The organism is Bacillus sp. SJ-10 (assembly GCF_002843505.1).
Classification (GTDB): Bacteria; Bacillota; Bacilli; order Bacillales; family Bacillaceae; genus Bacillus; species Bacillus velezensis.
In genome coordinates this window covers 2,868,832-2,891,538 of record NZ_CP025258.1, presented here as the reverse complement: position 1 = coordinate 2,891,538, position 22,707 = coordinate 2,868,832, and the positions used below count along the sequence as shown (strand labels likewise).

At 44.6% G+C, this 22,707-nt stretch carries 28 protein-coding genes and 1 pseudogene; 23 read left to right on the top strand and 6 right to left on the bottom strand.

Features of this window, described 5'->3' with window-relative positions:
* Positions 1–88: 88 nt before the first annotated feature.
* Together CXL14_RS14550 and CXL14_RS14545 are read left to right on the top strand one after the other, a co-directional pair.
* Positions 89–523 carry a NucA/NucB deoxyribonuclease domain-containing protein gene (locus CXL14_RS14550; RefSeq protein ID WP_021493650.1) on the top strand — a complete coding sequence of 145 codons (435 nt, stop codon included), beginning with the start codon at positions 89–91 and terminating at the stop codon, positions 521–523.
* Between the two features lie 59 nt (positions 524–582).
* Positions 583–1,338: a YoaK family protein gene (locus CXL14_RS14545; protein ID WP_101287853.1), complete on the top strand. Its 756-nt coding sequence runs from the start codon at positions 583–585 to the stop codon at positions 1,336–1,338.
* 33 nt (positions 1,339–1,371) lie between these two features.
* Here the strand turns inward: CXL14_RS14545 and CXL14_RS14540 are convergent, their stop codons facing one another.
* Together CXL14_RS14540 and CXL14_RS14535 are read right to left on the bottom strand one after the other, a co-directional pair.
* A complete protein-coding gene (locus CXL14_RS14540) occupies positions 1,372–1,734 on the bottom strand; it encodes a protein YmzB (protein ID WP_007410383.1) in 363 nt (120 codons plus the stop codon).
* 191 nt (positions 1,735–1,925) lie between these two features.
* Positions 1,926–3,254 carry a serine protease AprX gene (locus CXL14_RS14535; protein ID WP_095272093.1) on the bottom strand — a complete coding sequence of 443 codons (1,329 nt, stop codon included), beginning with the start codon at positions 3,252–3,254 and terminating at the stop codon, positions 1,926–1,928.
* 178 nt (positions 3,255–3,432) lie between these two features.
* Here CXL14_RS14535 and CXL14_RS14530 point away from each other — a divergent pair, with 178 nt between their 5' ends.
* The 3 genes from CXL14_RS14530 to CXL14_RS14520 all read left to right on the top strand — a co-directional run bounded on the left by CXL14_RS14530 (position 3,433) and on the right by CXL14_RS14520 (position 5,141).
* Positions 3,433–3,666 (top strand): hypothetical protein, encoded by a 234-nt coding sequence (locus CXL14_RS14530; RefSeq protein WP_015239897.1) that lies wholly within the window; start codon positions 3,433–3,435, stop codon positions 3,664–3,666.
* A gap of 255 nt (positions 3,667–3,921) precedes the next feature.
* Complete coding sequence (locus tag CXL14_RS14525; protein ID WP_014417828.1) at positions 3,922–4,629, top strand: poly-gamma-glutamate hydrolase family protein; 708 nt, start codon at positions 3,922–3,924, stop codon at positions 4,627–4,629.
* Between the two features lie 59 nt (positions 4,630–4,688).
* Positions 4,689–5,141: an OsmC family protein gene (locus tag CXL14_RS14520; RefSeq protein WP_014305039.1), complete on the top strand. Its 453-nt coding sequence runs from the start codon at positions 4,689–4,691 to the stop codon at positions 5,139–5,141.
* 13 nt (positions 5,142–5,154) lie between these two features.
* Here CXL14_RS14520 and erbB read toward each other — a convergent pair whose 3' ends face one another.
* The 3 genes from erbB to CXL14_RS14505 form a co-directional block, all read right to left on the bottom strand.
* The gene (gene erbB, locus CXL14_RS14515) at positions 5,155–5,508 is read right to left on the bottom strand and encodes an SMR family multidrug efflux transporter EbrB (protein ID WP_007410379.1); all 354 of its coding nucleotides are present in this window, start codon (positions 5,506–5,508) and stop codon (positions 5,155–5,157) included.
* A gap of 17 nt (positions 5,509–5,525) precedes the next feature.
* Positions 5,526–5,840 carry an SMR family multidrug efflux transporter EbrA gene (gene erbA / locus CXL14_RS14510; protein ID WP_007410378.1) on the bottom strand — a complete coding sequence of 105 codons (315 nt, stop codon included), beginning with the start codon at positions 5,838–5,840 and terminating at the stop codon, positions 5,526–5,528.
* Positions 5,841–5,977: 137 nt separating this feature from the next.
* Complete coding sequence (locus tag CXL14_RS14505) at positions 5,978–6,232, bottom strand: hypothetical protein (RefSeq protein WP_370530899.1); 255 nt, start codon at positions 6,230–6,232, stop codon at positions 5,978–5,980.
* Positions 6,233–6,369: 137 nt separating this feature from the next.
* On the opposite strand from CXL14_RS14505, the gene CXL14_RS14500 reads away from it, so the two are divergent.
* From CXL14_RS14500 to CXL14_RS14460, 9 genes are all read left to right on the top strand, one after another.
* Positions 6,370–6,774 carry a YmaF family protein gene (locus tag CXL14_RS14500; RefSeq protein WP_014417831.1) on the top strand — a complete coding sequence of 135 codons (405 nt, stop codon included), beginning with the start codon at positions 6,370–6,372 and terminating at the stop codon, positions 6,772–6,774.
* Positions 6,775–6,872: 98 nt separating this feature from the next.
* The gene (miaA, locus tag CXL14_RS14495; RefSeq protein WP_014417832.1) at positions 6,873–7,817 is read left to right on the top strand and encodes a tRNA (adenosine(37)-N6)-dimethylallyltransferase MiaA; all 945 of its coding nucleotides are present in this window, start codon (positions 6,873–6,875) and stop codon (positions 7,815–7,817) included.
* Positions 7,818–7,856: 39 nt separating this feature from the next.
* Positions 7,857–8,078 (top strand): RNA chaperone Hfq, encoded by a 222-nt coding sequence (gene hfq, locus CXL14_RS14490; protein ID WP_003154064.1) that lies wholly within the window; start codon positions 7,857–7,859, stop codon positions 8,076–8,078.
* A gap of 96 nt (positions 8,079–8,174) precedes the next feature.
* The gene (locus CXL14_RS14485; protein ID WP_014417833.1) at positions 8,175–8,450 is read left to right on the top strand and encodes a YmzC family protein; all 276 of its coding nucleotides are present in this window, start codon (positions 8,175–8,177) and stop codon (positions 8,448–8,450) included.
* 82 nt (positions 8,451–8,532) lie between these two features.
* Positions 8,533–8,748: a hypothetical protein gene (locus CXL14_RS14480; RefSeq protein ID WP_003154062.1), complete on the top strand. Its 216-nt coding sequence runs from the start codon at positions 8,533–8,535 to the stop codon at positions 8,746–8,748.
* 259 nt (positions 8,749–9,007) lie between these two features.
* Positions 9,008–9,400: a class Ib ribonucleoside-diphosphate reductase assembly flavoprotein NrdI gene (nrdI, locus tag CXL14_RS14475; protein WP_014417834.1), complete on the top strand. Its 393-nt coding sequence runs from the start codon at positions 9,008–9,010 to the stop codon at positions 9,398–9,400.
* A complete protein-coding gene (nrdE, locus tag CXL14_RS14470) occupies positions 9,360–11,462 on the top strand; it encodes a class 1b ribonucleoside-diphosphate reductase subunit alpha (RefSeq protein WP_007611605.1) in 2,103 nt (700 codons plus the stop codon). The genes nrdI and nrdE overlap by 41 nt, the downstream gene beginning before the upstream one ends.
* Positions 11,463–11,479: 17 nt before the next feature.
* On the top strand, positions 11,480–12,469 hold the full coding sequence (gene nrdF, locus CXL14_RS14465; protein WP_012117608.1) for a class 1b ribonucleoside-diphosphate reductase subunit beta: 990 nt from the start codon (positions 11,480–11,482) through the stop codon (positions 12,467–12,469).
* A 48-nt stretch (positions 12,470–12,517) separates the two neighbouring features.
* A complete protein-coding gene (locus CXL14_RS14460; protein WP_014417835.1) occupies positions 12,518–13,138 on the top strand; it encodes a hypothetical protein in 621 nt (206 codons plus the stop codon).
* Positions 13,139–13,187: 49 nt separating this feature from the next.
* Here CXL14_RS14460 and CXL14_RS14455 read toward each other — a convergent pair whose 3' ends face one another.
* The gene (locus CXL14_RS14455) at positions 13,188–13,946 is read right to left on the bottom strand and encodes an N-acetylmuramoyl-L-alanine amidase (RefSeq protein WP_007410370.1); all 759 of its coding nucleotides are present in this window, start codon (positions 13,944–13,946) and stop codon (positions 13,188–13,190) included.
* Between the two features lie 306 nt (positions 13,947–14,252).
* Between CXL14_RS14455 and spoVK the strand changes: the two genes are divergently transcribed.
* From spoVK to CXL14_RS20435, 9 genes and pseudogenes are all read left to right on the top strand, one after another.
* Positions 14,253–15,221, top strand: coding sequence for a stage V sporulation protein K (spoVK, locus tag CXL14_RS14445; protein WP_014721211.1), 969 nt, complete (start codon positions 14,253–14,255; stop codon positions 15,219–15,221).
* Between the two features lie 129 nt (positions 15,222–15,350).
* The gene (hflX, locus tag CXL14_RS14440; protein ID WP_014417838.1) at positions 15,351–16,613 is read left to right on the top strand and encodes a GTPase HflX; all 1,263 of its coding nucleotides are present in this window, start codon (positions 15,351–15,353) and stop codon (positions 16,611–16,613) included.
* A 16-nt stretch (positions 16,614–16,629) separates the two neighbouring features.
* On the top strand, positions 16,630–17,895 hold the full coding sequence (locus CXL14_RS14435; protein ID WP_014417839.1) for a methionine gamma-lyase family protein: 1,266 nt from the start codon (positions 16,630–16,632) through the stop codon (positions 17,893–17,895).
* 109 nt (positions 17,896–18,004) lie between these two features.
* Positions 18,005–18,409, top strand: a complete 405-nt coding sequence (glnR, locus tag CXL14_RS14430; RefSeq protein WP_007611631.1) for a transcriptional repressor GlnR — start codon at positions 18,005–18,007, stop codon at positions 18,407–18,409.
* Between the two features lie 57 nt (positions 18,410–18,466).
* Entirely contained in the window at positions 18,467–19,801 is a 1,335-nt protein-coding gene (gene glnA, locus CXL14_RS14425) for a type I glutamate--ammonia ligase (RefSeq protein ID WP_014417840.1), read from the top strand.
* Between the two features lie 286 nt (positions 19,802–20,087).
* Positions 20,088–20,342, top strand: coding sequence for a hypothetical protein (locus CXL14_RS14415; protein ID WP_224759936.1), 255 nt, complete (start codon positions 20,088–20,090; stop codon positions 20,340–20,342).
* A 53-nt stretch (positions 20,343–20,395) separates the two neighbouring features.
* Positions 20,396–20,809, top strand: a pseudogene (locus CXL14_RS14410) (ERCC4 domain-containing protein).
* Between the two features lie 777 nt (positions 20,810–21,586).
* A complete protein-coding gene (locus CXL14_RS20440) occupies positions 21,587–21,760 on the top strand; it encodes an ArpU family phage packaging/lysis transcriptional regulator (protein ID WP_014417984.1) in 174 nt (57 codons plus the stop codon).
* Between the two features lie 20 nt (positions 21,761–21,780).
* Complete coding sequence (locus CXL14_RS20435; protein WP_232489688.1) at positions 21,781–22,035, top strand: ArpU family phage packaging/lysis transcriptional regulator; 255 nt, start codon at positions 21,781–21,783, stop codon at positions 22,033–22,035.
* Positions 22,036–22,707 lie beyond the last annotated feature (672 nt).

Sequence of the window (22,707 nt, the reverse complement as noted above, 5' to 3'; positions counted from 1 at the left end):
CAAACTTTTTTTGCCATTTCATCATGTGTGTTAAATCCGGCTAATATACATATTTACGCTTCATATCAACTTCTTAAGGAGGATGTGAATGAATGCGTTTATGAAATGGGCGGCAAGTCTGCTTTTGGTGATCTCTCTTCAGGTCGGCCTTACGGGCGCCGGCATCCATTCGGACAGTGCTGCTCGTGCCGCATCCCGATACGATCAGGTGCTGTATTTCCCGCTGTCAAAATATCCGGAGACGGGAAATCATATAAAAGACGCCATTTCGGCAGGTCATTCTGAGATTTGTACAATTGATCGGGGCGGAGCGGAGAATAGAAGGAAAGAATCATTGAAAGGAATTCCGACAAAGCCCGGGTTTGACCGTGATGAATGGCCCATGGCAGTCTGCACAGAAGGCGGGGCGGGGGCTGATATCAGATATGTAACCCCGTCGGATAACCGCGGGGCCGGTTCATGGGTTGGAAATCAAATGAGCGGATACTCCGACGGCACGAGAGTACTATTTATCGTTCAGTAGCTTCTCCGGTTCGCCGGAGTTTTTTTATGCTCTGAAAAAGCGGCACGCCGGCTGGACATATGAAATGGCAAAGAGTAAACTTATATGTTGGAATCAGCATGAGAAAGGATTGGATCACATTGACAGTGACTACATACCGAAATATTGCACTTTTACTTCTTTGTTTAACAGCGGGAATTGTGGATGTGATCGGTTATTTAAGCCTGGGACATATCTTTACCGCCAATATGACGGGGAACATCGTTCTGTTCGGCCTGGCGATCGGCAACTCATGGCACCTTGCCGTACTCAAATCGTTAACCTCGTTAATCGGATTTATTGCCGGCGTTATTGCCGCGGCCCTGCTTGTGGGCAATAAAAAGAAATCATTCTGGCCCCCTGCGGTAACTGCCGCTTTAGCTATTGAAGGAGCTGTTTTGCTGCTGTTTGCTTTGTTCTCTTGCTTTTTTGCAGACGCAATTTCTGTTTATGTGCTGATTATGCTGCTCAGCTTCGCAATGGGAATGCAGACGACAGCCGCGAGAAAACTTGGTGTAGCGGGGATTTCCACGACCGTATTAACGGGAACGCTCGCTAATTTTTTTGAAGATCTCACCGCAAGGTTTTACAAAGCGGACAAGCGGAAGCAGTTTACGAGAGATGCTGTTTTGCGCGCGCTTGCCTTGGTTCTGTATTGCTTTGGGGCGGTCATCGGCGCTTTTGCCGAACCGGATTATAAGTTTGCCGTGATCTGGCTTCCGATTATCATTATTTTAGGCATTATGCTTTGCGCATTCACGATGTTCCACGGATATTCTGAAGAAAAAAAACAATAAAAAAACGCCGCTGGTTCAGGGCGTTTTTTCTTTTTATTGCTCTTTCCGGGTCCCGATTGTATACACGGCCCGATCTGTATGTACCTTTAATCCGTCTTGCTCCTTTTGGATGGTAATATCGCCGAGCAGAGGGATTTCATACGCATCTTGAGGAAGCGGGACATTTCCTTCCTCCGTATAGGTTGTGCCGTGCCCTTTTAAGACGAGCTCTTCGTCCGCTACATAGTCATCGGGATGGTTTGTCCGGCGGACGAGAACATCATCAAGGTGAAGCATGATCTGGTCCATATCAGAAATCTCGTTTCGGCTGTCTGTCAGCTCTCCTTTTCTGATATCAAGCGTTTGTCCGATCTGTTTTTGCAGCCATTCAGACAATTCGGTGTTTGTAAGTGCCATTGTGATTCCTCCTTTTATCTACACCATACTTATTCCCTATTTTTTTAGAAATACACTGCCTTGATTGATCTTTTTTTCTGACAGCCGGTTCTGAAGCATTCCGAGTTCCTTCATTATAAATGTTTCATCTGTTCACCTGAAAAACGGAGTCATCTGCAGGTTTAGACGACCCCGTTCTCATGATAAAAAGGTTACTCTTTCGGCACGGCGTTTTCAGCGTTTACTGCGCCCGCTCCGTAAATGTTCGGATCTTCATTTGTCCATTGATCCGGACTTTGTTTGATCAGTGTTTTCACTTCGTCAGGCGAAAGCTGCGGGTTCTGCTGAAGGATTAAGGCGGCAATGCCAGCACAGATCGGAGTGGCCATGGACGTGCCCGACAGACTGAAATACAAGGAGCCTACCCGGTTTGATTTCTGTAATTTGTCAAGGTATGAACGCGGAGAACGGAGAGATACGATATCGACCCCGGGTGCAAGAATGTCAGGCTTCTCTTTTCCGTACACCGTCGGGCCGCGGCTTGAGAAAGAAGCGACCGTATCGTCCTCATTGCCGGCCGTATCATTGTCATCATAGGCGCCTACCGTGATGACCTTCTCGCTGACACCGGGGCTTGAAATCGTTTGAGCTTCCGGACCGGAGTTGCCCGCGGCGACGCAGACGACGATTCCTTCATTCCATGCCTCTTCAACGGCCTTGACGAGCGGATCGTCCGTTTCTTTATCATATCTGAGCGCATCTCCGCCCAGTGACATGCTGATGATTCTGATCGGATTCTTCGTGTGTTCTTTATTATATTGTATGCACCATTCCACACCTTCAATGATATCAGCCAAGGTTCCTGATCCTGATTTGTTTAAAACCTTGACTCCGATCAGATCGGCTTCCGGCGCCGGCCCCTGATATTTACCGGAAGATGAAGCGCCGCTGCTTGCGATATCACCGGCGCAATGGGTGCCGTGCCCGTTGTCGTCATACGGTTCTGTCTTTTGGTTGACGAAGTCCGCAAATCCGATAACTCTGCCTTCTAAATCGGGATGCTGATAGATTCCGGTATCAATAACGGCGACGGTTACGCCTTTTCCTGTTAATACGGTGCCGTTACGGGTCACTTCTTTTGCATGAGACGATTCAGCTGCCGTATCAAGGAGCGCTTTTACTTCACGGTTTAAATAGATTTTACGGATATCCCGGCATTGCGAAAGAAGCATGTGAAGGGCGGACGGAGTGACTTCGGCGCTGCAGCAATTGATTGTTTGAAACTGCTTTTTTATGGTGCAGCGTTTTTCTTTTAATAAGACCTGTCCTGTGCTGTGAAAACCGGATTCATGGCAGCCCTCTTCAAATTCAATGATGACTGACATTTTCTTTCTGTTTTTCACCTTTTTTTCGAAAAAATTGTGCAAAAAGCAAGGTGTCCATTTGAAAGGTTTATATAACTGTAAGACGTTTTCTCTGAGCGGCCAGTCCAGCTTATGAGCATTTGACCGCACCATTTGTACCATTGAGTAACCAAACATATATACTTTTCCTCCCATTCTGGCGATTCTCTCTATACCATATGAACAGGCCGTATGTTCGGTCAGTTTGTTTGTCCTTCAGGAGCGCTGGTTACTTGCGGCTTTTTCAGGAGAAGAAATCGAGTTAGAAAGGAACGTTTGTTCGTTTATAATGAAGCCGGCGGAAGGAGGTATATACATGAACATAATATTGAGACATTCCTTGGAAAAACAGCTTCCGATTGATATTATATATATGAAAAAAGACGGCTCCATTTCAAAACGGACCATTATGATAAAAAAAGGGGATGAGCGGGCTGTAACGGCATTTTGCTGTACAAAAAGGCAGATGAGAACTTTTTTGACGGGCTCCATTCTGTCCTGCGCATTTGCTTCGGGAGGCGGATATTCATTTTTAAAAGCGTATTCTTGATGCCGTCCGTTTCCGGCAGTGAATCTCCCGCCCCTGAAAATTCGGGCGTTCCTCCCTTTTTTTTTGCCCTCTCTCAACCTTTTTTCACTGATGCCCGGCATTTGAGCGCTTGAACCGTGACAATCCATTGATTTTTCGAAACCGGGAAGTTTTTCACTGATGATAATGTTAATAGAATGTTAAGATAAGACCTATTGACAAAAATCCATATAATGAACATGTCATTTTTCAGAAAGGAGCAAAGAAGGAGAGCTGATGAAAAGAATTTTACTTAATGTCATCATTATCGTAGCAATGGTCTTACTAATAAGATGTGCTCATTATGCGTCAGACCCTGATCCCTCGAATTCTTCTGATACATACACAGATTTTAAAGATCTGGCTGAACACGAAGACCCCGATGATTATCATATATCGTACAATAAGCGAAAGGGGAGCCCCGTATTGATCATGTCGCCGCACGGAGGGAGAATTGAGGGCGGGGTGAGCGAGATCGTCCGCTCTTTCAGGGATGATTATTCAACCTACCTGTTTGAGGGATTAAAAGCGCATGATAACCAGACTCTTCATATTACGAGCACCAAGTTCGATGAGCCTTCAGCAGTCGAAAGCATTAAGCAGCACCATTATGTTATCGCAGTTCACGGTTATAAAGGCGACGAGAAAAATACTCTTGTCGGAGGAAGCGACCGGAAGCGGGCGAAAAAATTGGTGAGAGCTCTCGAACGAAACGGATTTTCTGCAGAATTGGCAACCTCAAAAACCGGTCTGGCCGGGGTTGACACCGAAAATATCAATAACCAGGCGCAAACCGGGCTGAGCATACAGCTTGAGATCAGCAGAAAACAGCGGGAAGCGTTTTTTGATAATTTTGATTACCGCGAAAGGGAATTCACAAAAACGGAGGAATTTTACCGGTTTGTCCGTACGATAAAAAGAGTGATCAATCAAGAGTATTCGTGAGCTTAAAAAAAGACAAACCAATGAAAGATGAGTAAACTGAAAAAAAGGAGGTTTGTCCCTTGGCAAAACATCACTTTTATTTAAAAGCAAATTGGCCCGGAAATCGCAACGACGTCGGCGATATTAAAAGCGGCCGGCTGGAGACGGCTGTGTCCATTCCTAAGGAAATGGACGGACCCGGAGAAGGCACAAATCCTGATGAAATGCTGCTTGGAGCGGCCGCGACCTGTTATATTATAACGCTTGCGGCGATGATGGAAAGAAGCGGCCTGGATAAAGAAGATCTACATATGGAATCTGAAGGAATTGTAGACGTCACGAACGGTGTGTTCACGTACCAGAAAATCATTCACCGCCCGTTTATATTATTAAAGCCGGATGCAGCCGAAACGGATTTTACGCTCGCCAGGAAGTTAGCGCAAAAAGCGGAGTCCTCATGTATGATTTCACGAGCGGTCCAAGGAAACGTGGAGATGGAGCTTGAGGTTGAAGTAAAAGCTGCCCGCGCTTGACGAGTTCAAACGGTCAGCTCCGGGCCGTTTGATTTTTTTTAGCTTTTTGAGACTTGGAACGGTTCAGCAGGATGACGCCCGTGATGACCAAAACAAGCCCGATCATCATTTTGACTGTCATGGCCTCCTTAAAAACAAAAAAGCCGACAATTGCCGTTAAAGCGGTGCCGACACCTGACCATGTCGCGTATGCGGCGGATAAATCAAGGCTTTTCAATGAGAAGCTCAAAAACATAAAAGAGGCTCCGATTCCGGCAATGACGCCGAGAGCGGGCCACAGGTGCGTAAAACCGTCCGACAGCTTCAGCATCGTGCTCCCGAACACTTCTGATACAATGGCTAATGCCAGGCAGAGTAATCCTTTCATCAGCATGCCTCTCCTTTCTACCAATTCATCAAAATGACACCGGCCAATAAGAAAAAGAGTCCGATGACGGCCTGCTTGTCCAGTTTTTCATGAAACCATTTCGCTCCGATAATGGATGCGAGCACCGTTCCGGCTCCGCTCCATGTTGCATAGGATAAGCTGAGCGGAATGAGATTCAGTGTCAGTGAAAGCATATAAAAGGCCAATGAATAGCCTGCCACTACAAGCGCGCTCGGCAAAAACCGCGTAAATCCGCGGGAGACTTTCAGCATGGCCGCGCCGATTGACTCTGATAAAATAGCAATTGTGAGGAAGATATAACCCAGAATCATATCAAATCCCCCTCTCATCATAATCCTTATGCCTTTTGTTTAAGGCAGTAAAGTAAAATAATATCCGAACTTTGCCCGCCAAGTCAAGACATTAGACCTATACAAAAAGGCCCCCGGGGAGGAGCCTTTTTGATTCGTCAATAGAAATACGGATAGCCGTAGCCGTAACCCCCGTACAAGTACGGATTGAATAAAGCGCTTCCGACAAGCCCCCCGACAAGCCCTCCGAAAAACGGTCCGCCGTAAAAACCAAACGGCCGTCCGAATCCATAACCAAACCAAGGCCGGCCAAATCCAAAACCAGGCCGTCCGAATCCAAATCCGAATCCGGGCCGTCCGAATCCGAAGCCCGGCCGGCCGAACCCAAATCCAGGCCGCCCAAACGGTCTCATATCACTATCTACTGCGTATGTGTATTCTTCATTCATAATTAAGGTACCTCCAAGAATAAATTTGAGATGATAACAGAGTATTCAGCCCACCAATTTTTGATTGGGCGTTTATCAAAAAAATAAAGGAGTGAGCTTTTGTGGGTCTGTATCAGTCCGATTGGTCAAAAAAACCTCCGCACACACACGCATACCGGGCGGTTACGGATGTTGTGCAGGGGCATTACCATTTGATTGAAGGCTTTTCGCAGCCGGAGAACGGCAGCAATACAGATGAGCATACACATTTCTATACGGGCATCACCTCGTTTGAAAACGGCCATTTTCATAGGTATTACGGCATTTCCGGCCCTGCCATCCCGAGGGTTGACGGAACACATTACCATGAGCTTTCAGAGACCACCTTTGCCGCCTACAATGAGCCGATTCAGATCCAGCACGGCGGCGTCGTTTACGATCCGCGGGAGGAAGGACGGAAAACGCACCGCCATACACTCAAAGGAAAAACGAGAGAGGTTGTCGGAAACGAGCCGATCGGATGGTAGTGGACGTTTAGCGCTCAGGAAAAAGGGCAAAATGGATAGGTGCCTGAAGAAATGAATGCTATAATTAGGGGGAGATTTATAAAAGAGAGTGATACATATTGAAAAATAAAAAACAGCCTGTCGTCATACTCGTCGGACCGACGGCAGTCGGAAAAACAAAACTAAGCATCGGACTCGCGAAAACGCTGAATGCGGAAATCATCAGCGGAGATTCCATGCAGGTATATAAAGGGATGGACATCGGAACGGCCAAAGTCACCGAAGAAGAGACAGAAGGCGTGCCGCATCACCTGATTGATATTTTGGAGCCGTCCGACACTTTTTCAACGGCGGATTATCAAAAAATGGTGAGAGGAAAAATCACCGAGATTGCCGATAGAGGAAAGCTGCCGATGATTGTCGGGGGGACGGGTCTGTACATTCAGTCCGTGCTGTATGACTATACGTTCACGGAAAACTCCGGCGACCCTGTATTCCGGGAGCGCATGGAGAAACTGGCGGCTGAAGAAGGGGCGGAAGCGCTTCATGCCAAGCTTGCGGCAGCCGACCCGGAAGCGGCGGCAGCCATTCATCAAAACAATACGCGAAGAGTCATCCGCGCGCTCGAAATCCTGCATGTATCGGGAAAAACAATGTCAGAGCATCTTAAAACCCAAAAACGGGAGCTGCTTTACAATGCGGTTCTTATCGGTCTTACAATGGACAGAGAAGTGCTGTACGGCCGGATTAACGAGCGCGTTGACCTGATGCTGGAAACCGGCCTTCTTGACGAAGTAAAGCGGCTGTATGATATGAATATCCGGGACAGCCAATCGATTCAGGCGATCGGCTATAAAGAGCTGTATGAATATCTTGATGGAAAAGTGCCGCTCCCTCAGGCTGTGGAGCAATTAAAACAAAATTCTAGGCGATATGCGAAACGCCAGCTGACCTGGTTTCGCAATAAAATGCCCGTTTCATGGACAGATATGACGCCGCCTGTTGATATTGAGCAGAAAAAAAAGGAAATTTTCGAGTGCATAGCAGGAAAACTGGAAATTTAATCGAAACAGTATTGTATTGAGAACCAAGGAGGACGAAACATGAAACCGATTAATATTCAAGATCAGTTTTTGAATCAAATCCGAAAAGACAATACGTTCGTCACGGTGTTTTTACTCAACGGCTTCCAGCTTCGCGGCCAGGTAAAAGGCTTTGACAACTTTACCGTTTTGCTCGAAACGGAGGGGAAGCAGCAGCTTATTTATAAACATGCCATCTCCACGTTCGCCCCGCAAAAAAACGTCCAGCTTGAGCTTGAATAGACTTTTTGAAAAAGACCATGAACAATGGTCTTTTTCTATGCGCATCTGTATATTGCAGGCTGTATATCGGAAACATAAAAGGGGGTTCGGAAAATCGTGTTCGAAAGTGAAAATGAACTGAGAAGAATCAGGATTACGCTCGTTTGGATCGCTGTTTTTTTGCTGTTTGGAGCTTGCAGCAATCATGAGACGGTGGTGACGGATGATGACGGCGGCTTGGCGGATACCGAACCGCAGACAGAAGGCATGGTGCAGCTGGAACATAATCGTTTCGGCATCTTTGAGGACGGTTACTTAAAAATATACCGCTATGATGAAAAAACGAATAAAATCGAACTGAAAAAAGAAACGGCGCTGGATGAGCTTGAATAAATTTCACAAGCGTTCGAATTTACAAAGCGGGCCGCACAAGCTACACTAAGTACTGACATTGATCATGCAGAGGGTGAGACGATTGAAACACAAGGTGATAATCAACCATTGGGAAGAAACTTGTGAAGATGATTCCTGCTATGAATATGGAACCAGCATCATCGTTGACGGCAAAGAACTGATCAGAGAGGCTTCCATCACAAGCGCTCTGAAAGCCGTGCTGAAAGAAATCGGTGCTGATGTGGAGATTGAAGAAACCGTTGAAAGCGAAAAAAAATGTGATTCTTACAAAAAATAAGAATAAAAGTCTAGACTACTAAGCAGTTTTTTTTCATGTTATGATAGACATCGGCTTACACATGACACCTTGAGTAGGATGAGAGATGATTCTCGTTCTGCTCTCTTTTTTGGGCGTTAATCGGGCCAGAGCCAAAGTCCGCTCTTTCAAAAATATGAATTTTTTATAAATCGATCTCAATATGTTGTGTTTTTCTGAGAGGTTAGTATACTATATATAGTGTTAAGAGATTCATTATTTTTGATAGGTCGTGATAAGGATGGTTCAAATCATATTTGATTCAAAGACAGGGAATGTTCAGCGTTTTGTGAATAAAACAGACTTTCAGCTGATCCGCAAGGTGGACGAAACGGACCACGTGGACACTCCGTTTGTTTTGGTCACCTACACGACAAACTTCGGCCAGGTACCGGCATCAACACAATCATTTCTCGAAAAATACGCCCATCTCTTATTAGGAGTCGCTGCGAGCGGCAACAAAGTATGGGGCGATAACTTTGCAAAAAGCGCCGATACCATTTCAAGACAATATCAGGTGCCGATCTTGCACAAATTTGAACTCAGCGGCACATCTAAAGACGTTGAATTGTTTACTCAGGAGGTAGAAAGACTTGTCACAAAATCAAGTGCCAAAATGGATCCAGTTAAATAACGAAATCATGATCCAACAAGATGGAAAATTCCAGTTTGATAAAGATAAAGAGGCTGTACATAGCTATTTTGTTGACTATATCAATCAAAACACAGTTTACTTTCACGATTTAAAAGAGAAGCTGGATTATTTGATTGAAAACCAATACTACGAAGAGGAATTCTTAAGCCTTTACTCTTTTGAAGACATTAAAGAAGTGTTTAAGACAGCTTACGCAAAGAAGTTTCGTTTTCCTTCCTTCATGAGTGCGTTTAAATTTTATAATGACTATGCTTTGAAAACGAATGACAAGAAAAGAATTCTCGAGCGTTATGAGGACCGAATCTCAATCGTCGCGCTGTTCTTCGCAAACGGCGACACTGAGAAAGCAAAAGAATATGTAAACCTGATGATCAACCAGGAATATCAGCCGAGTACACCGACATTTTTGAATGCCGGCAGAAAACGCCGCGGAGAACTGGTGAGCTGCTTCTTGCTCGAAGTCAATGATTCCTTAAACGATATTTCACGGGCGATCGATATTTCCATGCAGCTGTCTAAATTGGGCGGCGGGGTTTCTCTTAATCTGTCCAAGCTTCGCGCGAAAGGCGAAGCGATTAAAGATGTTGAAAACGCCACAAAAGGTGTTGTAGGCGTCATGAAGCTTCTTGATAATGCGTTCCGTTACGCTGACCAAATGGGCCAAAGACAAGGCTCAGGCGCGGCGTATTTAAATATTTTCCACCGCGATATCAATGATTTTCTTGATACGAAAAAGATTTCTGCGGATGAAGATGTGCGCGTCAAAACGCTTTCTATCGGTGTCGTCATTCCGGATAAGTTCGTTGAGCTTGCGCGTGAGGATAAAGCGGCTTATGTATTCTATCCGCATACGATTTATAAAGAATACGGCCAGCATATGGACGAAATGGACATGACGGCGATGTATGAAGAGCTTGTCGACAACCCGCGTGTCAAAAAAGAAAAAGTGAATGCGCGCAAATTGCTTGAAAAGCTTGCCGTTCTCCGTTCTGAGTCAGGTTATCCGTACATTATGTTCCAGGATAACGTAAACAAAGAGCACGCGAATAACCACGTATCAAAAGTGAAATTCTCGAACCTTTGCTCTGAAGTGCTTCAGGCGTCACAGGTTTCGGCTTACACAGATTATGACGAGGAAGACGAAATCGGCTTGGACATTTCCTGCAACCTTGGTTCATTAAATATACTGAATGTCATGAAACATAAATCGATTGAGCGCACGGTGAAACTCGCGACGGATTCCCTGACTCATGTATCTGAGACGACGGATATCCGCAACGCGCCGGCAGTCAGACGCGCGAACAAAGCGATGAAGTCAATCGGTTTAGGCGCCATGAACCTTCACGGCTACCTGGCCCAAAACGGCATCGCGTATGAAAGCCCGGAAGCAAGAGATTTTGCGAATACGTTCTTTATGATGGTGAACTTTTATTCCATCCAGCGTTCAGCTGAGCTTGCGAAAGAAAAAGGCGAAACGTTTGAGCATTATGAAGGCTCCACTTATGCAACGGGAGAATATTTCAATAAATACATCGAAAAAGAGTTCTCACCGGCATACGAAAAAATCGCTGCGCTCTTTGAAGGCATGCACATTCCGACAATCGAAGACTGGAAAGAGCTGAAGGCGTTTGTCGCTGAAAACGGCATGTACCACAGCTACAGACTGTGCATCGCGCCGACAGGCTCCATTTCCTACGTCCAATCCAGCACGGCGTCCGTTATGCCGATCATGGAACGGATCGAAGAAAGAACATACGGAAATTCAAAAACGTATTACCCGATGCCGGGGTTAGCGTCTAATAACTGGTTCTTCTACAAAGAAGCTTATGATATGGACATGTTCAAAGTGGTGGATATGATCGCGACAATCCAGCAGCATATCGATCAGGGAATCAGCTTTACCCTGTTTTTGAAAGATACGATGACAACTCGTGATCTGAACCGTATTGATCTGTATGCCCACCATAGAGGCATCAAAACCATTTACTATGCAAGAACGAAAGATACCGGGCAGGACAGCTGTCTTTCTTGTGTCGTTTGATTAAAGGAGAGTTTACAGTGACAAAAATTTATGACGCAGCAAACTGGTCAAAGCATGAAGATGATTTCACCCAAATGTTTTACAACCAAAACGTAAAGCAGTTTTGGCTTCCGGAAGAGATCGCATTAAACGGCGATCTTCTCACTTGGAAGTATTTGGGTAAAAATGAGCAGGATACGTACATGAAGGTGCTCGCCGGCCTGACACTGCTTGATACAGAGCAGGGGAACACGGGCATGCCGATTGTGGCCGAGCACGTCGAAGGCCATCAGCGAAAAGCGGTTCTTAATTTCATGGCGATGATGGAAAACGCGGTGCACGCAAAATCATATTCAAATATTTTTATGACGCTTGCTCCGACTGAAACGATTAATGAAGTATTTGAATGGGTTAAACAAAATAAATATTTGCAGAAAAAAGCGCAAATGATTGTCGGGCTTTACAAAGCCATTCAAAAAGATGATGAAATTTCACTGTTCAAAGCGATGGTTGCTTCCGTCTATCTGGAAAGCTTCCTTTTCTACAGCGGTTTCTATTATCCGTTATATTTCTACGGACAAGGAAAACTGATGCAAAGCGGTGAGATCATTAACCTGATCCTTCGTGACGAAGCGATTCACGGCGTGTATGTCGGTCTCCTTGCTCAGGAAATTTATAATAAACAGACAGAAGAGAAAAAAGCAGAGCTTCGTGAATTTGCGATTGACCTTCTGAATCAGTTATATGAAAATGAGCTTGAATATACAGAGGACTTGTACGATCAAGTCGGACTCTCACACGATGTAAAGAAATTCATCCGCTATAACGCCAATAAAGCTTTGATGAACTTAGGGTTCGATCCTTACTTTGAAGAAGAGGATATTAATCCGATCGTATTAAACGGATTAAACACCAAAACAAAATCACATGATTTCTTCTCCATGAAAGGGAACGGCTACAAAAAGGCGACGGTAGAACCGATTAAGGACGAAGATTTTTATTTTGGCCAAGATGAAGAGCAGATATAATATCTGCTCTTTTGGCTTGAATGGAGAGGTAAGACAGGAGGAACGGGCATGAATAAAATGGATGAAATCATCTTGGCTGCACCGCGGAGTGACGTCTTTCAAAACGAAATGCTGACATTTCAGGGAGTCAACAGCGAGGATGAACGTATCGTAAACATTATGGCTCAAATTGAGGCGCATTTTTTTGAAATCAGAAGAGGCGACGCGGAAGAGGACCCGCGATTTAAACAGCCGATTCCGTATGTCGTCATCCGCCGCGATGATGAGGTGTTTGTGTATGAACGGCTCGCGGGCGGAGGGGAATCGCGCCTCCATAATAAGCTTTCTCTCGGTTTCGGCGGACACATGAACCCTATGGAAGGGGCGGCTTCATTTTCGGAAGTGCTGAAACAGAATACCAACCGGGAGCTGGCGGAAGAACTGTACATTCGCGAGGAGGACAAACAAAACATTGTCACACTCGGCCTGATCAATGATGATGAAAACGATGTAGGGAAGGTGCATATCGGCATCCTTTCTGCGCTCCAGTTAGCGTCTGCGGCACAAGTCGAAGTGAAAGAAAAAGATCAAATCGCCGGGCGCTGGATGAAACTGAGCGAACTGAAAGAGGAAAATGTGTATCAGCGTCTTGAAGCTTGGTCTCAGTTTGTCGCCGATATACTTCAATAACAAAAAACCCCCGTTCGTCCCAAAAAAGGGAGAGCAGGGGTTTTTTCATTTAGTCTTGCACAATGAAGGCATCAAATCCGGCTTTTTCGGCCCGTGCTGCCAACGCTTCAGCATAATCTTTGGAAGAGAATGCGCCGATCTGCACTTTAAATAAGCCGCCTTTTGGAAGCACAATCGCGTCAAAACCTTTAGACACCGCATCGGCGGCAAGCGCATCAGCATTTGCTTTCACTTTGAATGCGCCGATTTGCACTTTATATAAGTCAGCCTTTTTTTTTAGACCGAAAGCTTGCTCCAAGCCCTTGGCATGTCCTCTTGCAAGGCTTTCAATAAAACTGGCTGTTTTCAGTTTGTTTGCATCAGCTGACGTATCAACAAAACCATTCTCCGTCAAAATCGCCGGCATACTTGTCTCCCGCAGCACATGGAAGTTAGCTGTTTTTTTTCCTCGGTCATTAAAACCTGATGCTTGAATCACTTGCGTGTGGACGGCTGATTGGTAAGTCGAGGTCGGCGCTCCGACACCGGGGTAAATATAGCTTTCGAATCCGGTTCCGCCTCCTGAGTTAATATGAATGGATAAAAAATAATCTGCGCCCCAGCTGTTGGCGGCATCCGTTCTTTCCGTCAGGCTGACCGTCTTATCGCTTGTCCTGCTCATCGTGACAGAAACTCCTTCATACTCATTCGTCAGAATCGTGCGCAAAGCCAGCGCGATCTCCAGCGTGACCGCTTTTTCTTGAAGTCCGTTTCCGGTTGCACCTGAATCAGTTCCGCCATGACCGGGGTCTATAAAAATTTTAACCATTCTCCATCACCTCATTACAGCATATGATGATATTCAAAAGGTGCTTGTACGGCTGTCATTCATGAAAAAAATGAGAAATATACCCAACATTTCCCGAAAAATAAAAATAAATGGTTTGTCCTCCCGTTTCTGCTGAATACAATAAGAAATGAAAAATATTTCTCGGGAAAGCGCAGGATTCAACATCATTCCCGAAGAGAACGGAAAAAGTGACAGATAAAGAGGAAAACAGGTCTCATGATGATAGGCGGATGTCACGGAACCGCTTCATAATGAGTAAGATAAAGAGAGAACAGAGAGGTGAGCATGTTGGAGCGCGCTGTAACCTATAAAAATAACGGACAAATTAACATCATTCTTAATGGCCAAAAGCAAGTGCTGACAAATGCGGAAGCTGAGGCGGAATATCAGGCCGCCCTGCAAAAAAATGAAGCCAAGCACAGCATTCTGAAAGAAATTGAAAAAGAAATGAACACATTAGTGGGTATGGAAGAAATGAAACGCAACATTAAAGAAATTTACGCGTGGATATTCGTCAACCAAAAACGGGCCGAACAAGGGCTGAAAGTCGGAAAACAAGCTCTTCATATGATGTTCAAAGGGAACCCCGGCACCGGGAAAACCACCGTTGCGAGACTGATCGGCAAGCTTTTCTTCGAAATGAACGTGCTTTCCAAAGGACATCTGATCGAAGCGGAACGTGCCGATCTGGTCGGTGAATACATCGGACACACGGCGCAAAAAACGAGAGATCTGATTAAAAAATCGCTCGGCGGCATTTTATTCATTGATGAGGCATACTCACTTGCAAGGGGCGGAGAAAAGGATTTCGGTAAAGAGGCGATTGATACGCTTGTCAAGCATATGGAAGACAAACAGCATGAATTTATTCTGATCCTGGCAGGGTACTCGAGAGAAATGACACATTTCCTGTCATTAAATCCCGGCCTGCAATCGCGTTTCCCTATCAGCATCGATTTTCCGGATTACTCTGTCACTCAGCTGATGGACATCGCAAAGCGCATGATAGCAGAGCGGGAGTATCAATTAAGCCAGGAAGCCGAGTGGAAGTTAAAAGATTACTTAATGACAGTGAAAAGCACGACAAGCCCCATTAAATTCAGCAACGGGCGCTTTGTCAGAAACGTGATTGAAAAATCGATCCGCGCTCAGGCTATGAGACTTTTAATGGGAGACCAATACTTAAAAAACGATTTAATGACGATCAAGAGCCAGGATTTACTTATAAAAGATGAGACGGCAGCTCACGAATAGACCTCTCAGCCGGTCTGAGGGGTCTCTTTTTTATTTCTCTCTTTAAAACCCGCCGGATGTGTGGTATACGCCCTGCGGGTTTGGTATGATAGTACTACTGCCCAATACGACACAGAAAGGAACATCCATTTGAACGAACAGGAAGGAAAAAAAGAAACGGTCATTTTGGTCGGCTGCCAGCTTCCGCACATGACAGATGAGCACTTTGAACATTCCATGGAAGAGCTTGCTTCATTGACAAAAACGGCTGACGGAACGGTGCTGACCCGGATTACGCAAAAACGGAACAGAGCGGATGCCGCTACATATATAGGCAAGGGGAAAGTAGACGAGCTGAAGGCGCTGTGTGAAGAGCTTGAAGCAGATCTGGTCATTTTTAATGATGAACTGTCACCGAGCCAGCTTAAATCACTCGCCACTGCAATTGAAGCGAAGATCATCGACCGCACGCAGCTTATTTTGGATATTTTCGCAAAAAGGGCGAAGACGAGAGAAGGAAAGCTTCAGATCGAATTGGCCCAGCTTCAATACGCGCTGCCGCGTCTGAGCGGACAAGGAATCAATCTCTCAAGACAAGGCGGCGGAATCGGGACGAGAGGGCCCGGTGAGACAAAGCTTGAAACAGACCGGCGCCACATTAGAAACCGCATACACGAAATTAACGTGCAGCTTTCAACGGTTATCCGCCACAGAAGCCGTTATCGGGAGAGACGAAAAAAGAACGGCGTGCTTCAGGCTGCACTCGTCGGGTATACCAATGCCGGAAAATCAACATGGTTCAATCAATTAACGAGCTCAGACAGCTATGAAGAAGATCTGCTGTTTGCAACACTTGATCCGATGACGAGAAAGATGGCGCTCCCAAGCGGCTACAGCGTCCTTTTGTCTGATACGGTCGGCTTCATTCAGGATCTGCCGACGACGCTGATTGCCGCTTTCCGCTCAACGCTTGAGGAAGTGAAGGAAGCAGACTTGATCATTCATGTCATTGATTCATCCAATGAAGATTATGCCGGACATGAACAGACGGTCCTCGGTCTGTTAAAAGAGCTTGAGGCAGATGATATTCCGGTGCTGACCGCTTATAACAAACGTGATGAGACACTTCCTGACTTCATCCCGACAGCGGGAGAAGGCCACATCATGATCAGCGCCAGAATCGCCGGGGATGAAGCAAAACTAAAAGCGGAAATCGAATCTTATTTGCGCCGGGAGCTGATGACGCCGTATGAAGTTCATGTGCCTGCCGCCGAAGGCAAATTGATGTCACGCATCAAATCAGAGACCATGATCGACAGCCTTTATTTTAATGAAGAAAATGAACGCTACGAAGTCTCAGGTTATGTACAGGAAGAACAAAGCATACTCGGAGAACTGAAGAAATTCATGTAAGGAAGGTATACACAACATGTTTGACACACTGACCCACGGCGCTCTTTTACAAAAAACCGCCGAAGAAACAGAAGCGGAAATCTCCGCCGTTCATAAAAGAATAGAAGAAATCAGTGAACGGAATGAATGGAGAGTCCTGCAAAGCTACAGAAAACATAAAGTAAGCGATACGCATTTTACGCCTTCAACCGGATACGGTTATGACGATATCGGACGAGATACACTGGAGAAGATCTATGCTGATGTGTTCGGAGGAGAGGCGGGACTCGTGCGGCCGCAAATCATTTCCGGAACGCATGCGATTTCAATCGCGCTTTTCGGTGTGCTGAGACCCGGGGACGAATTGCTTTATATTACAGGCAAGCCTTACGATACACTTGAGGAAATCGTCGGAGTAAGAGGCGGGGAGTATTCAGGCTCGCTTAAGGAATTTCAAATCGGATACAATGCAGTCGATTTAACATCAGAAGGCAGAGTGGACTTTGAAGCGGTCCGGGCTGCAATCCGGCCGAATACAAAAGTGATCGGCATCCAGCGTTCAAAAGGATATGCGAATCGTCCGTCTTTCAGAATAAATGAAATTGAAGAGATGATTCGTTTCGTAAAGGAAATCAAAGAAGATGTCATTGTTTTTGTGGACAATTGCTACGGAGAATTTGCAGAAGAGCGGGAACCCTGCCACGTCGGAGCGGATCTTATGGCCGGCTCCCTGATTAAAAACCCGGGCGGCGGCCTTGCTAAAACGGGCGGCTATCTTGTAGGGAAAGCCAAGTGGATTGAGGCCTGCTCTTACCGGATGACCTCCCCGGGAATCGGAAGTGAAGCCGGGGCTTCGCTTTATTCACTGCAGGAAATGTATCAAGGTTTCTTTCTCGCTCCGCATGTAGTGGCGCAAAGCTTGAAGGGAGCGGTATTTACCGCCCGTTTTCTTGAAAAGCTCGGCTTTACGTCAAACCCTGCATGGAATGCGCCGAGAACGGATCTGATTCAATCAGTTGAGTTTCAGGACCCTGAAAAGATGATCGCTTTTTGCCAGGCGATACAATATGCTTCACCGATTAATGCGCATGTGACGCCTTATCCGAGCTATATGCCGGGATATGAAGACGATGTCATTATGGCAGCGGGCACTTTCGTACAGGGAGCAAGCATTGAATTATCAGCAGATGGACCTATCAGACCGCCTTATGTTGCGTATGTCCAAGGAGGATTAACCTACGCGCACGTGAAAAATGCGATTTGCAGCGCCGTAAATGCTTTAATGGAAAAAGAGCTGATCTAGGCCGTTTGCAATTTTCAAAGAATTTGATGTTAAGATTCCTCACATTGTGTTGACACAAAATATAACATCACCTATAATGAGACTAAGATAAGAAAAGGAGGAAATTGAGATGAGTGATAACATTCGCCGCTCAATGCCTTTATTTCCAATTGGGATTGTCATGCAGTTAACAGAACTTTCTGCCCGGCAAATTCGATATTATGAGGAAAATGGATTGATATTTCCAGCGAGAAGCGAAGGAAATAGACGATTATTTTCATTCCATGATGTAGATAAACTGTTAGAAATTAAAAATCTGATTGAACAAGGCGTCAATATGGCGGGGATCAAACAAATTCTGGATAAGGCATCTGCCGAACCGGAAGAAAAATCCGAAAAAACCGCCAAACCGATGAAGCACGATCTGTCTGATGACGAACTCAGAAAGCTTCTGAAAAACGAACTGATGCAGGCAGGCCGTTTCCAGCGGGGAAATACTTTCCGCCAAGGTGACATGTCCCGATTCTTTCATTAATCCGTTAGCAACTGTTTTGCTATATACATTTACCTTTTAGAGGAGGAGTTTTACGAAATGGCAAAGTACACAAGAGAAGACATCGTAAAATTAGTAAATGAGGAAAACGTAAAGTATATCCGCCTTCAGTTCACAGACATTCTCGGAACGATTAAAAACGTGGAAATTCCTGTGAGCCAGCTTGAAAAAGCACTTGATAATAAATGCATGTTCGACGGTTCTTCCATCGAAGGTTTTGTCCGTATCGAAGAGTCTGATATGTACTTATATCCTGATCTGAACACATTTGTAATCTTCCCATGGACTGCTGAAAAAGGTAAAGTAGCACGCTTCATCTGTGACATTTACAATCCGGACGGCACGCCGTTCGAAGGTGACCCGCGTAACAACCTCAAACGGATTCTGAAAGAAATGAAAGAACTCGGTTTCAGCGATTTCAATCTTGGACCTGAGCCTGAATTCTTCCTGTTTAAATTAGATGAAAAAGGCGAACCGACGCTTGAATTGAACGATAAAGGCGGATACTTCGACCTGGCTCCGACTGACTTGGGAGAAAACTGCCGCCGCGATATCGTGCTTGAGCTTGAAGAAATGGGCTTTGAAATCGAAGCATCTCACCATGAAGTTGCTCCGGGTCAGCACGAAATCGATTTTAAATATGCCGGTGCCATCCGTTCTTGTGACGACATCCAAACTTTCAAACTGGTTGTCAAAACGATCGCCCGCAAACACGGTCTGCATGCGACATTCATGCCAAAACCGCTGTTCGGCGTAAACGGTTCCGGTATGCACTGCAACCTATCACTCTTTAAAGATAGCGTTAACGCATTCTTTGATAAAGACGCTGATCTTCAGCTGAGTGAAACAGCAAAACATTTCATTGCCGGTATCGTAAAACACGCGACAAGCTTTACGGCTGTTACAAACCCGACAGTGAACTCTTACAAACGCCTTGTTCCAGGCTATGAAGCACCTTGCTACGTGGCATGGAGCGCGCAAAACAGAAGCCCGCTGATCCGTATCCCGGCTTCCCGCGGCATCAGCACGCGTGTTGAAGTCCGCAGCGTAGACCCGGCGGCAAACCCGTACCTGGCGTTAAGCGTATTGCTTGCAGCAGGCCTTGACGGAATCAAAAATAAACTTGAAGCACCGGCTCCGATTGACCGCAACATCTACGTCATGAGCAAAGAAGAGCGCATGGAAAACGGCATCGTAGATCTTCCGGCGACACTGGCGGAAGCTCTCAACGAATTCAAATCAAACGAAGTCATGGTTGCAGCGCTCGGCGAGCACCTGTTCGAACACTTCATCGAAGCAAAAGAAATCGAATGGGATATGTTCCGCACACAGGTTCATCCGTGGGAGCGCGAACAATACATGTCTCAGTATTAATCTCTCAATCCCTTGGCACTATTGGTGTCAGGGGATTTTTTGGTTTCTTAACAAGTTTAATATCTTAATATAAATCAAGTATCACCCACAAAACACCCACAAAAAAACAATAAAAACTTACTCCATAATTGTGGAGGTATAATCCTTGTACTTATTCATTGAATCTCTGTCAATTTTTGTGCTGATGTGTGGGTAAATATCTGATGTAACTTGAATACTTTTATGGCCCAGTCGTTCTTGTATTATTCGATATTTGAAAGGTGAATACTCGGATCATGAACATAGTGTGAAACAGACCATAGATAAAATTATTAATTATTACATGGGCATTGATCAAGATATTAATAGAAAAATAGACGACTGGTTCAATCATGATTTTGAATCAGTTATGAAAGTGATGAAATTACTCGTTCTCTTTTGGGAGAACGGCTGGAGGGAGCTAAAAGAATCCGTTTCAAACTTTGAGAGCGAGGAAAAGGACCAGCTTTCCATAGAAATTTATGATGGGGACATGTCGTATTTTAAGGGGAAGAAAGCATGACAATTATTCACTGTAACTAATCGGAAACGGAGTTAAAAGAAATTCTGGGCAGCATGGTCATAATTGTGGATACGAGGGAGCAAAAAAATCAGCATGTTCTTGATTATCTCCGTAAAAAGAAAGCGGCAATCAATTTCAAAGGAAATTTGAATGCAGCAATTGCGGAAAAACGGAGTGGACGAGCTGGTGCAGTCGATAAAAGACCGCTCCCGTTCTGAAAATGAATTGATTCGGGCATCCAGGCATCCTTTCACTCTTCTGGTGGAAGACCTGGAAGGATACTAAAAGATTCTCATCGGGAAATATCGTTCAAAGTATGAACCGAAAGCGTTGCTGGGTAGCTTGAAAACATTTGAAGTTCGTTACAATTTTTCAACGGTATTTATCAGACCTACGCTACCGGAAATTACATTTACCACCCCTTTCGTTATATGGCCCGGGAACTGTTGAAAGGCGGGCTTGTGTGAATTAAATCTTAAGAAGATCAAAAGGAGGAAATAGTAATGGGATTAGTCAGGAACATTGTATTTGGAGATTTTGCATGCATTGGAACCGGCCGTGAGTTTGTTTTAGTTATTAAAAATAAAATATACGGCCCCTTTAAGAATTGAAGAAATGCTTAGGAAAATAATGTTGTAATTGAAAAAGATTAAGAAGCATGAAACTAATAAAAAGATAAAGGGGCTATAATATTACAGCAGAGCATGTGCAAACTCTGTTTAAATGTCAAATAAATTTATCCTAGAAAGAAGAAACTACTCCATTGCACTATAGGATGCTACTCCATCAAACTTTCGTTGGCTGATTTGTACACCGTTTATTCTGCATTGCCCTGAAGGGTTTTGTATTGGATAGACTACATACAAATGTTCTCTACCACGCGAGTCAAAGAATACTCTGTGAATAAATACACGTGTACCAACTTTCCAAAATTCAGTGTCTGCAGGGGCTCTAACAATTTGGCCTACGCGACCTTCATACTTTCTTTGATCGAATTCATCATGAATTCGATATGAATCAAATTCTTGGTTAACTGAATATGGAACAAAATAAGGGTAATACACTGGATACATTCTCAAACAGCTCCTTTGGAAAATTATTTACAGTGGCATCTTATTTCCAAATTATGTATTACGTGTTAGGTAAATTTTATCGTTCTTGTTTTAGGTATTTAATCACGCGCTTGGGTTTTTATAAACTTGATATTGAATAAAACATTGCCTAATTATGAAAGGAGGACGGGTGTGACAGAACAACTTTCATTCCTTCATCCAGTAGATTTGAAGGCAGTCCGTAAAATCGTGATCAAAGAACTCAAAGATTATCGAGCATTAAAAGTACAGCTTGAGAATAAAAAGGAATCGGTTGACGCTGGCATCAGCCCGTTTCCTTCAATCAGAGATTCTTTCATATATTAAATGAACTGAAGGTTAAGCAGATGGAAAGGGCGTTAGAAAACAGCCTGGATGATGAAGAACGCATGATCATTGAGAAAAAATCCTTAGCAGCCAGCCAAACGAAAGACATCCATATTTATATGGAACCTGGGATTTCAGTATATGCTGGAGCAATTGCAGGGGCAATGTTTGCTGGTAAGTATGCCATAAAAAAAGTATCCGATTATGGAAAGTACGGAATTTCTTATAATTGGATAATTGGTACCCCTGTTGTTGTACCTTGGAGAAATGGTTAATTATTAAGGTGGTAATGTCAAATGAATCGTATATTAGTCTCAATAGCTATTATTATATTCTTAATTGAATATATTGTGGCTCCACTCACAGATATAGATACCGGAAAATACGGCACGTTTATAGGCTTAATATTATTGAGTATTACGGTTCTAAGGCTATCTGATAATGACAAATCATAAAATTTTGAAGGGAGCAGACTTAGGTCTGCTCTTTTTTGTTTATTTTATTTGGGTGTAAAACACGACAAATAAGCGTCAAATTTCCGACAAAACAGGGAACAAATTGGGGGAGAAAAGGGGGACTATTTATGTTTGAAATCTCGATAAACTTAACCTATCAACAAAACACGGGTGACGCGCCTAACCCTTATTAATGGCGTATCCGGATACGGGACAAAGGTGTTGAGGAATGAAGCCGAACGAGAGGAACATTCTGAACCTGGATAGCAGCTAGTCTGCGGCGGCCGTATCGGGGAATAGTAATTTCGTTTTACCTTCGATCTTACTGTACTTGGCTTCCTCTCGAAGTATGTGTGAGGCGCAATTCTTATTAAGCGATTAGCATAAGGAGTTGATAAAAAAGAGCAACTCGAAAAGCGTGACAAACTGTAAAATACAGACGGGTTTCAGTGTTTTACCCTTAATAAAAAGACCGGGGTGTTGTTATCGCCC

Bases quoted from the DNA above. Each gene is read 5' to 3' on its own strand.
- CXL14_RS14550 (WP_021493650.1), top strand. From the start codon at position 89: ATGAATGCGTTTATGAAATGGGCGGCAAGTCTGCTTTTGGTGATCTCT.
- CXL14_RS14545 (WP_101287853.1), top strand. From the start codon at position 583: ATGAAATGGCAAAGAGTAAACTTATATGTTGGAATCAGCATGAGAAAG.
- CXL14_RS14540 (WP_007410383.1), bottom strand. From the start codon at position 1,734: ATGGCACTTACAAACACCGAATTGTCTGAATGGCTGCAAAAACAGATC.
- CXL14_RS14535 (WP_095272093.1), bottom strand. From the start codon at position 3,254: ATGTTTGGTTACTCAATGGTACAAATGGTGCGGTCAAATGCTCATAAG.
- CXL14_RS14530 (WP_015239897.1), top strand. From the start codon at position 3,433: ATGAACATAATATTGAGACATTCCTTGGAAAAACAGCTTCCGATTGAT.
- CXL14_RS14525 (WP_014417828.1), top strand. From the start codon at position 3,922: ATGAAAAGAATTTTACTTAATGTCATCATTATCGTAGCAATGGTCTTA.
- erbB (WP_007410379.1), bottom strand. From the start codon at position 5,508: ATGAAAGGATTACTCTGCCTGGCATTAGCCATTGTATCAGAAGTGTTC.
- erbA (WP_007410378.1), bottom strand. From the start codon at position 5,840: ATGATTCTGGGTTATATCTTCCTCACAATTGCTATTTTATCAGAGTCA.
- CXL14_RS14505 (WP_370530899.1), bottom strand. From the start codon at position 6,232: ATGAGACCGTTTGGGCGGCCTGGATTTGGGTTCGGCCGGCCGGGCTTC.
- hfq (WP_003154064.1), top strand. From the start codon at position 7,857: ATGAAACCGATTAATATTCAAGATCAGTTTTTGAATCAAATCCGAAAA.
- nrdI (WP_014417834.1), top strand. From the start codon at position 9,008: ATGGTTCAAATCATATTTGATTCAAAGACAGGGAATGTTCAGCGTTTT.
- CXL14_RS14460 (WP_014417835.1), top strand. From the start codon at position 12,518: ATGAATAAAATGGATGAAATCATCTTGGCTGCACCGCGGAGTGACGTC.
- CXL14_RS14455 (WP_007410370.1), bottom strand. From the start codon at position 13,946: ATGGTTAAAATTTTTATAGACCCCGGTCATGGCGGAACTGATTCAGGT.
- spoVK (WP_014721211.1), top strand. From the start codon at position 14,253: ATGTTGGAGCGCGCTGTAACCTATAAAAATAACGGACAAATTAACATC.
- CXL14_RS14435 (WP_014417839.1), top strand. From the start codon at position 16,630: ATGTTTGACACACTGACCCACGGCGCTCTTTTACAAAAAACCGCCGAA.
- glnR (WP_007611631.1), top strand. From the start codon at position 18,005: ATGAGTGATAACATTCGCCGCTCAATGCCTTTATTTCCAATTGGGATT.
- glnA (WP_014417840.1), top strand. From the start codon at position 18,467: ATGGCAAAGTACACAAGAGAAGACATCGTAAAATTAGTAAATGAGGAA.
- CXL14_RS20435 (WP_232489688.1), top strand. From the start codon at position 21,781: ATGGAAAGGGCGTTAGAAAACAGCCTGGATGATGAAGAACGCATGATC.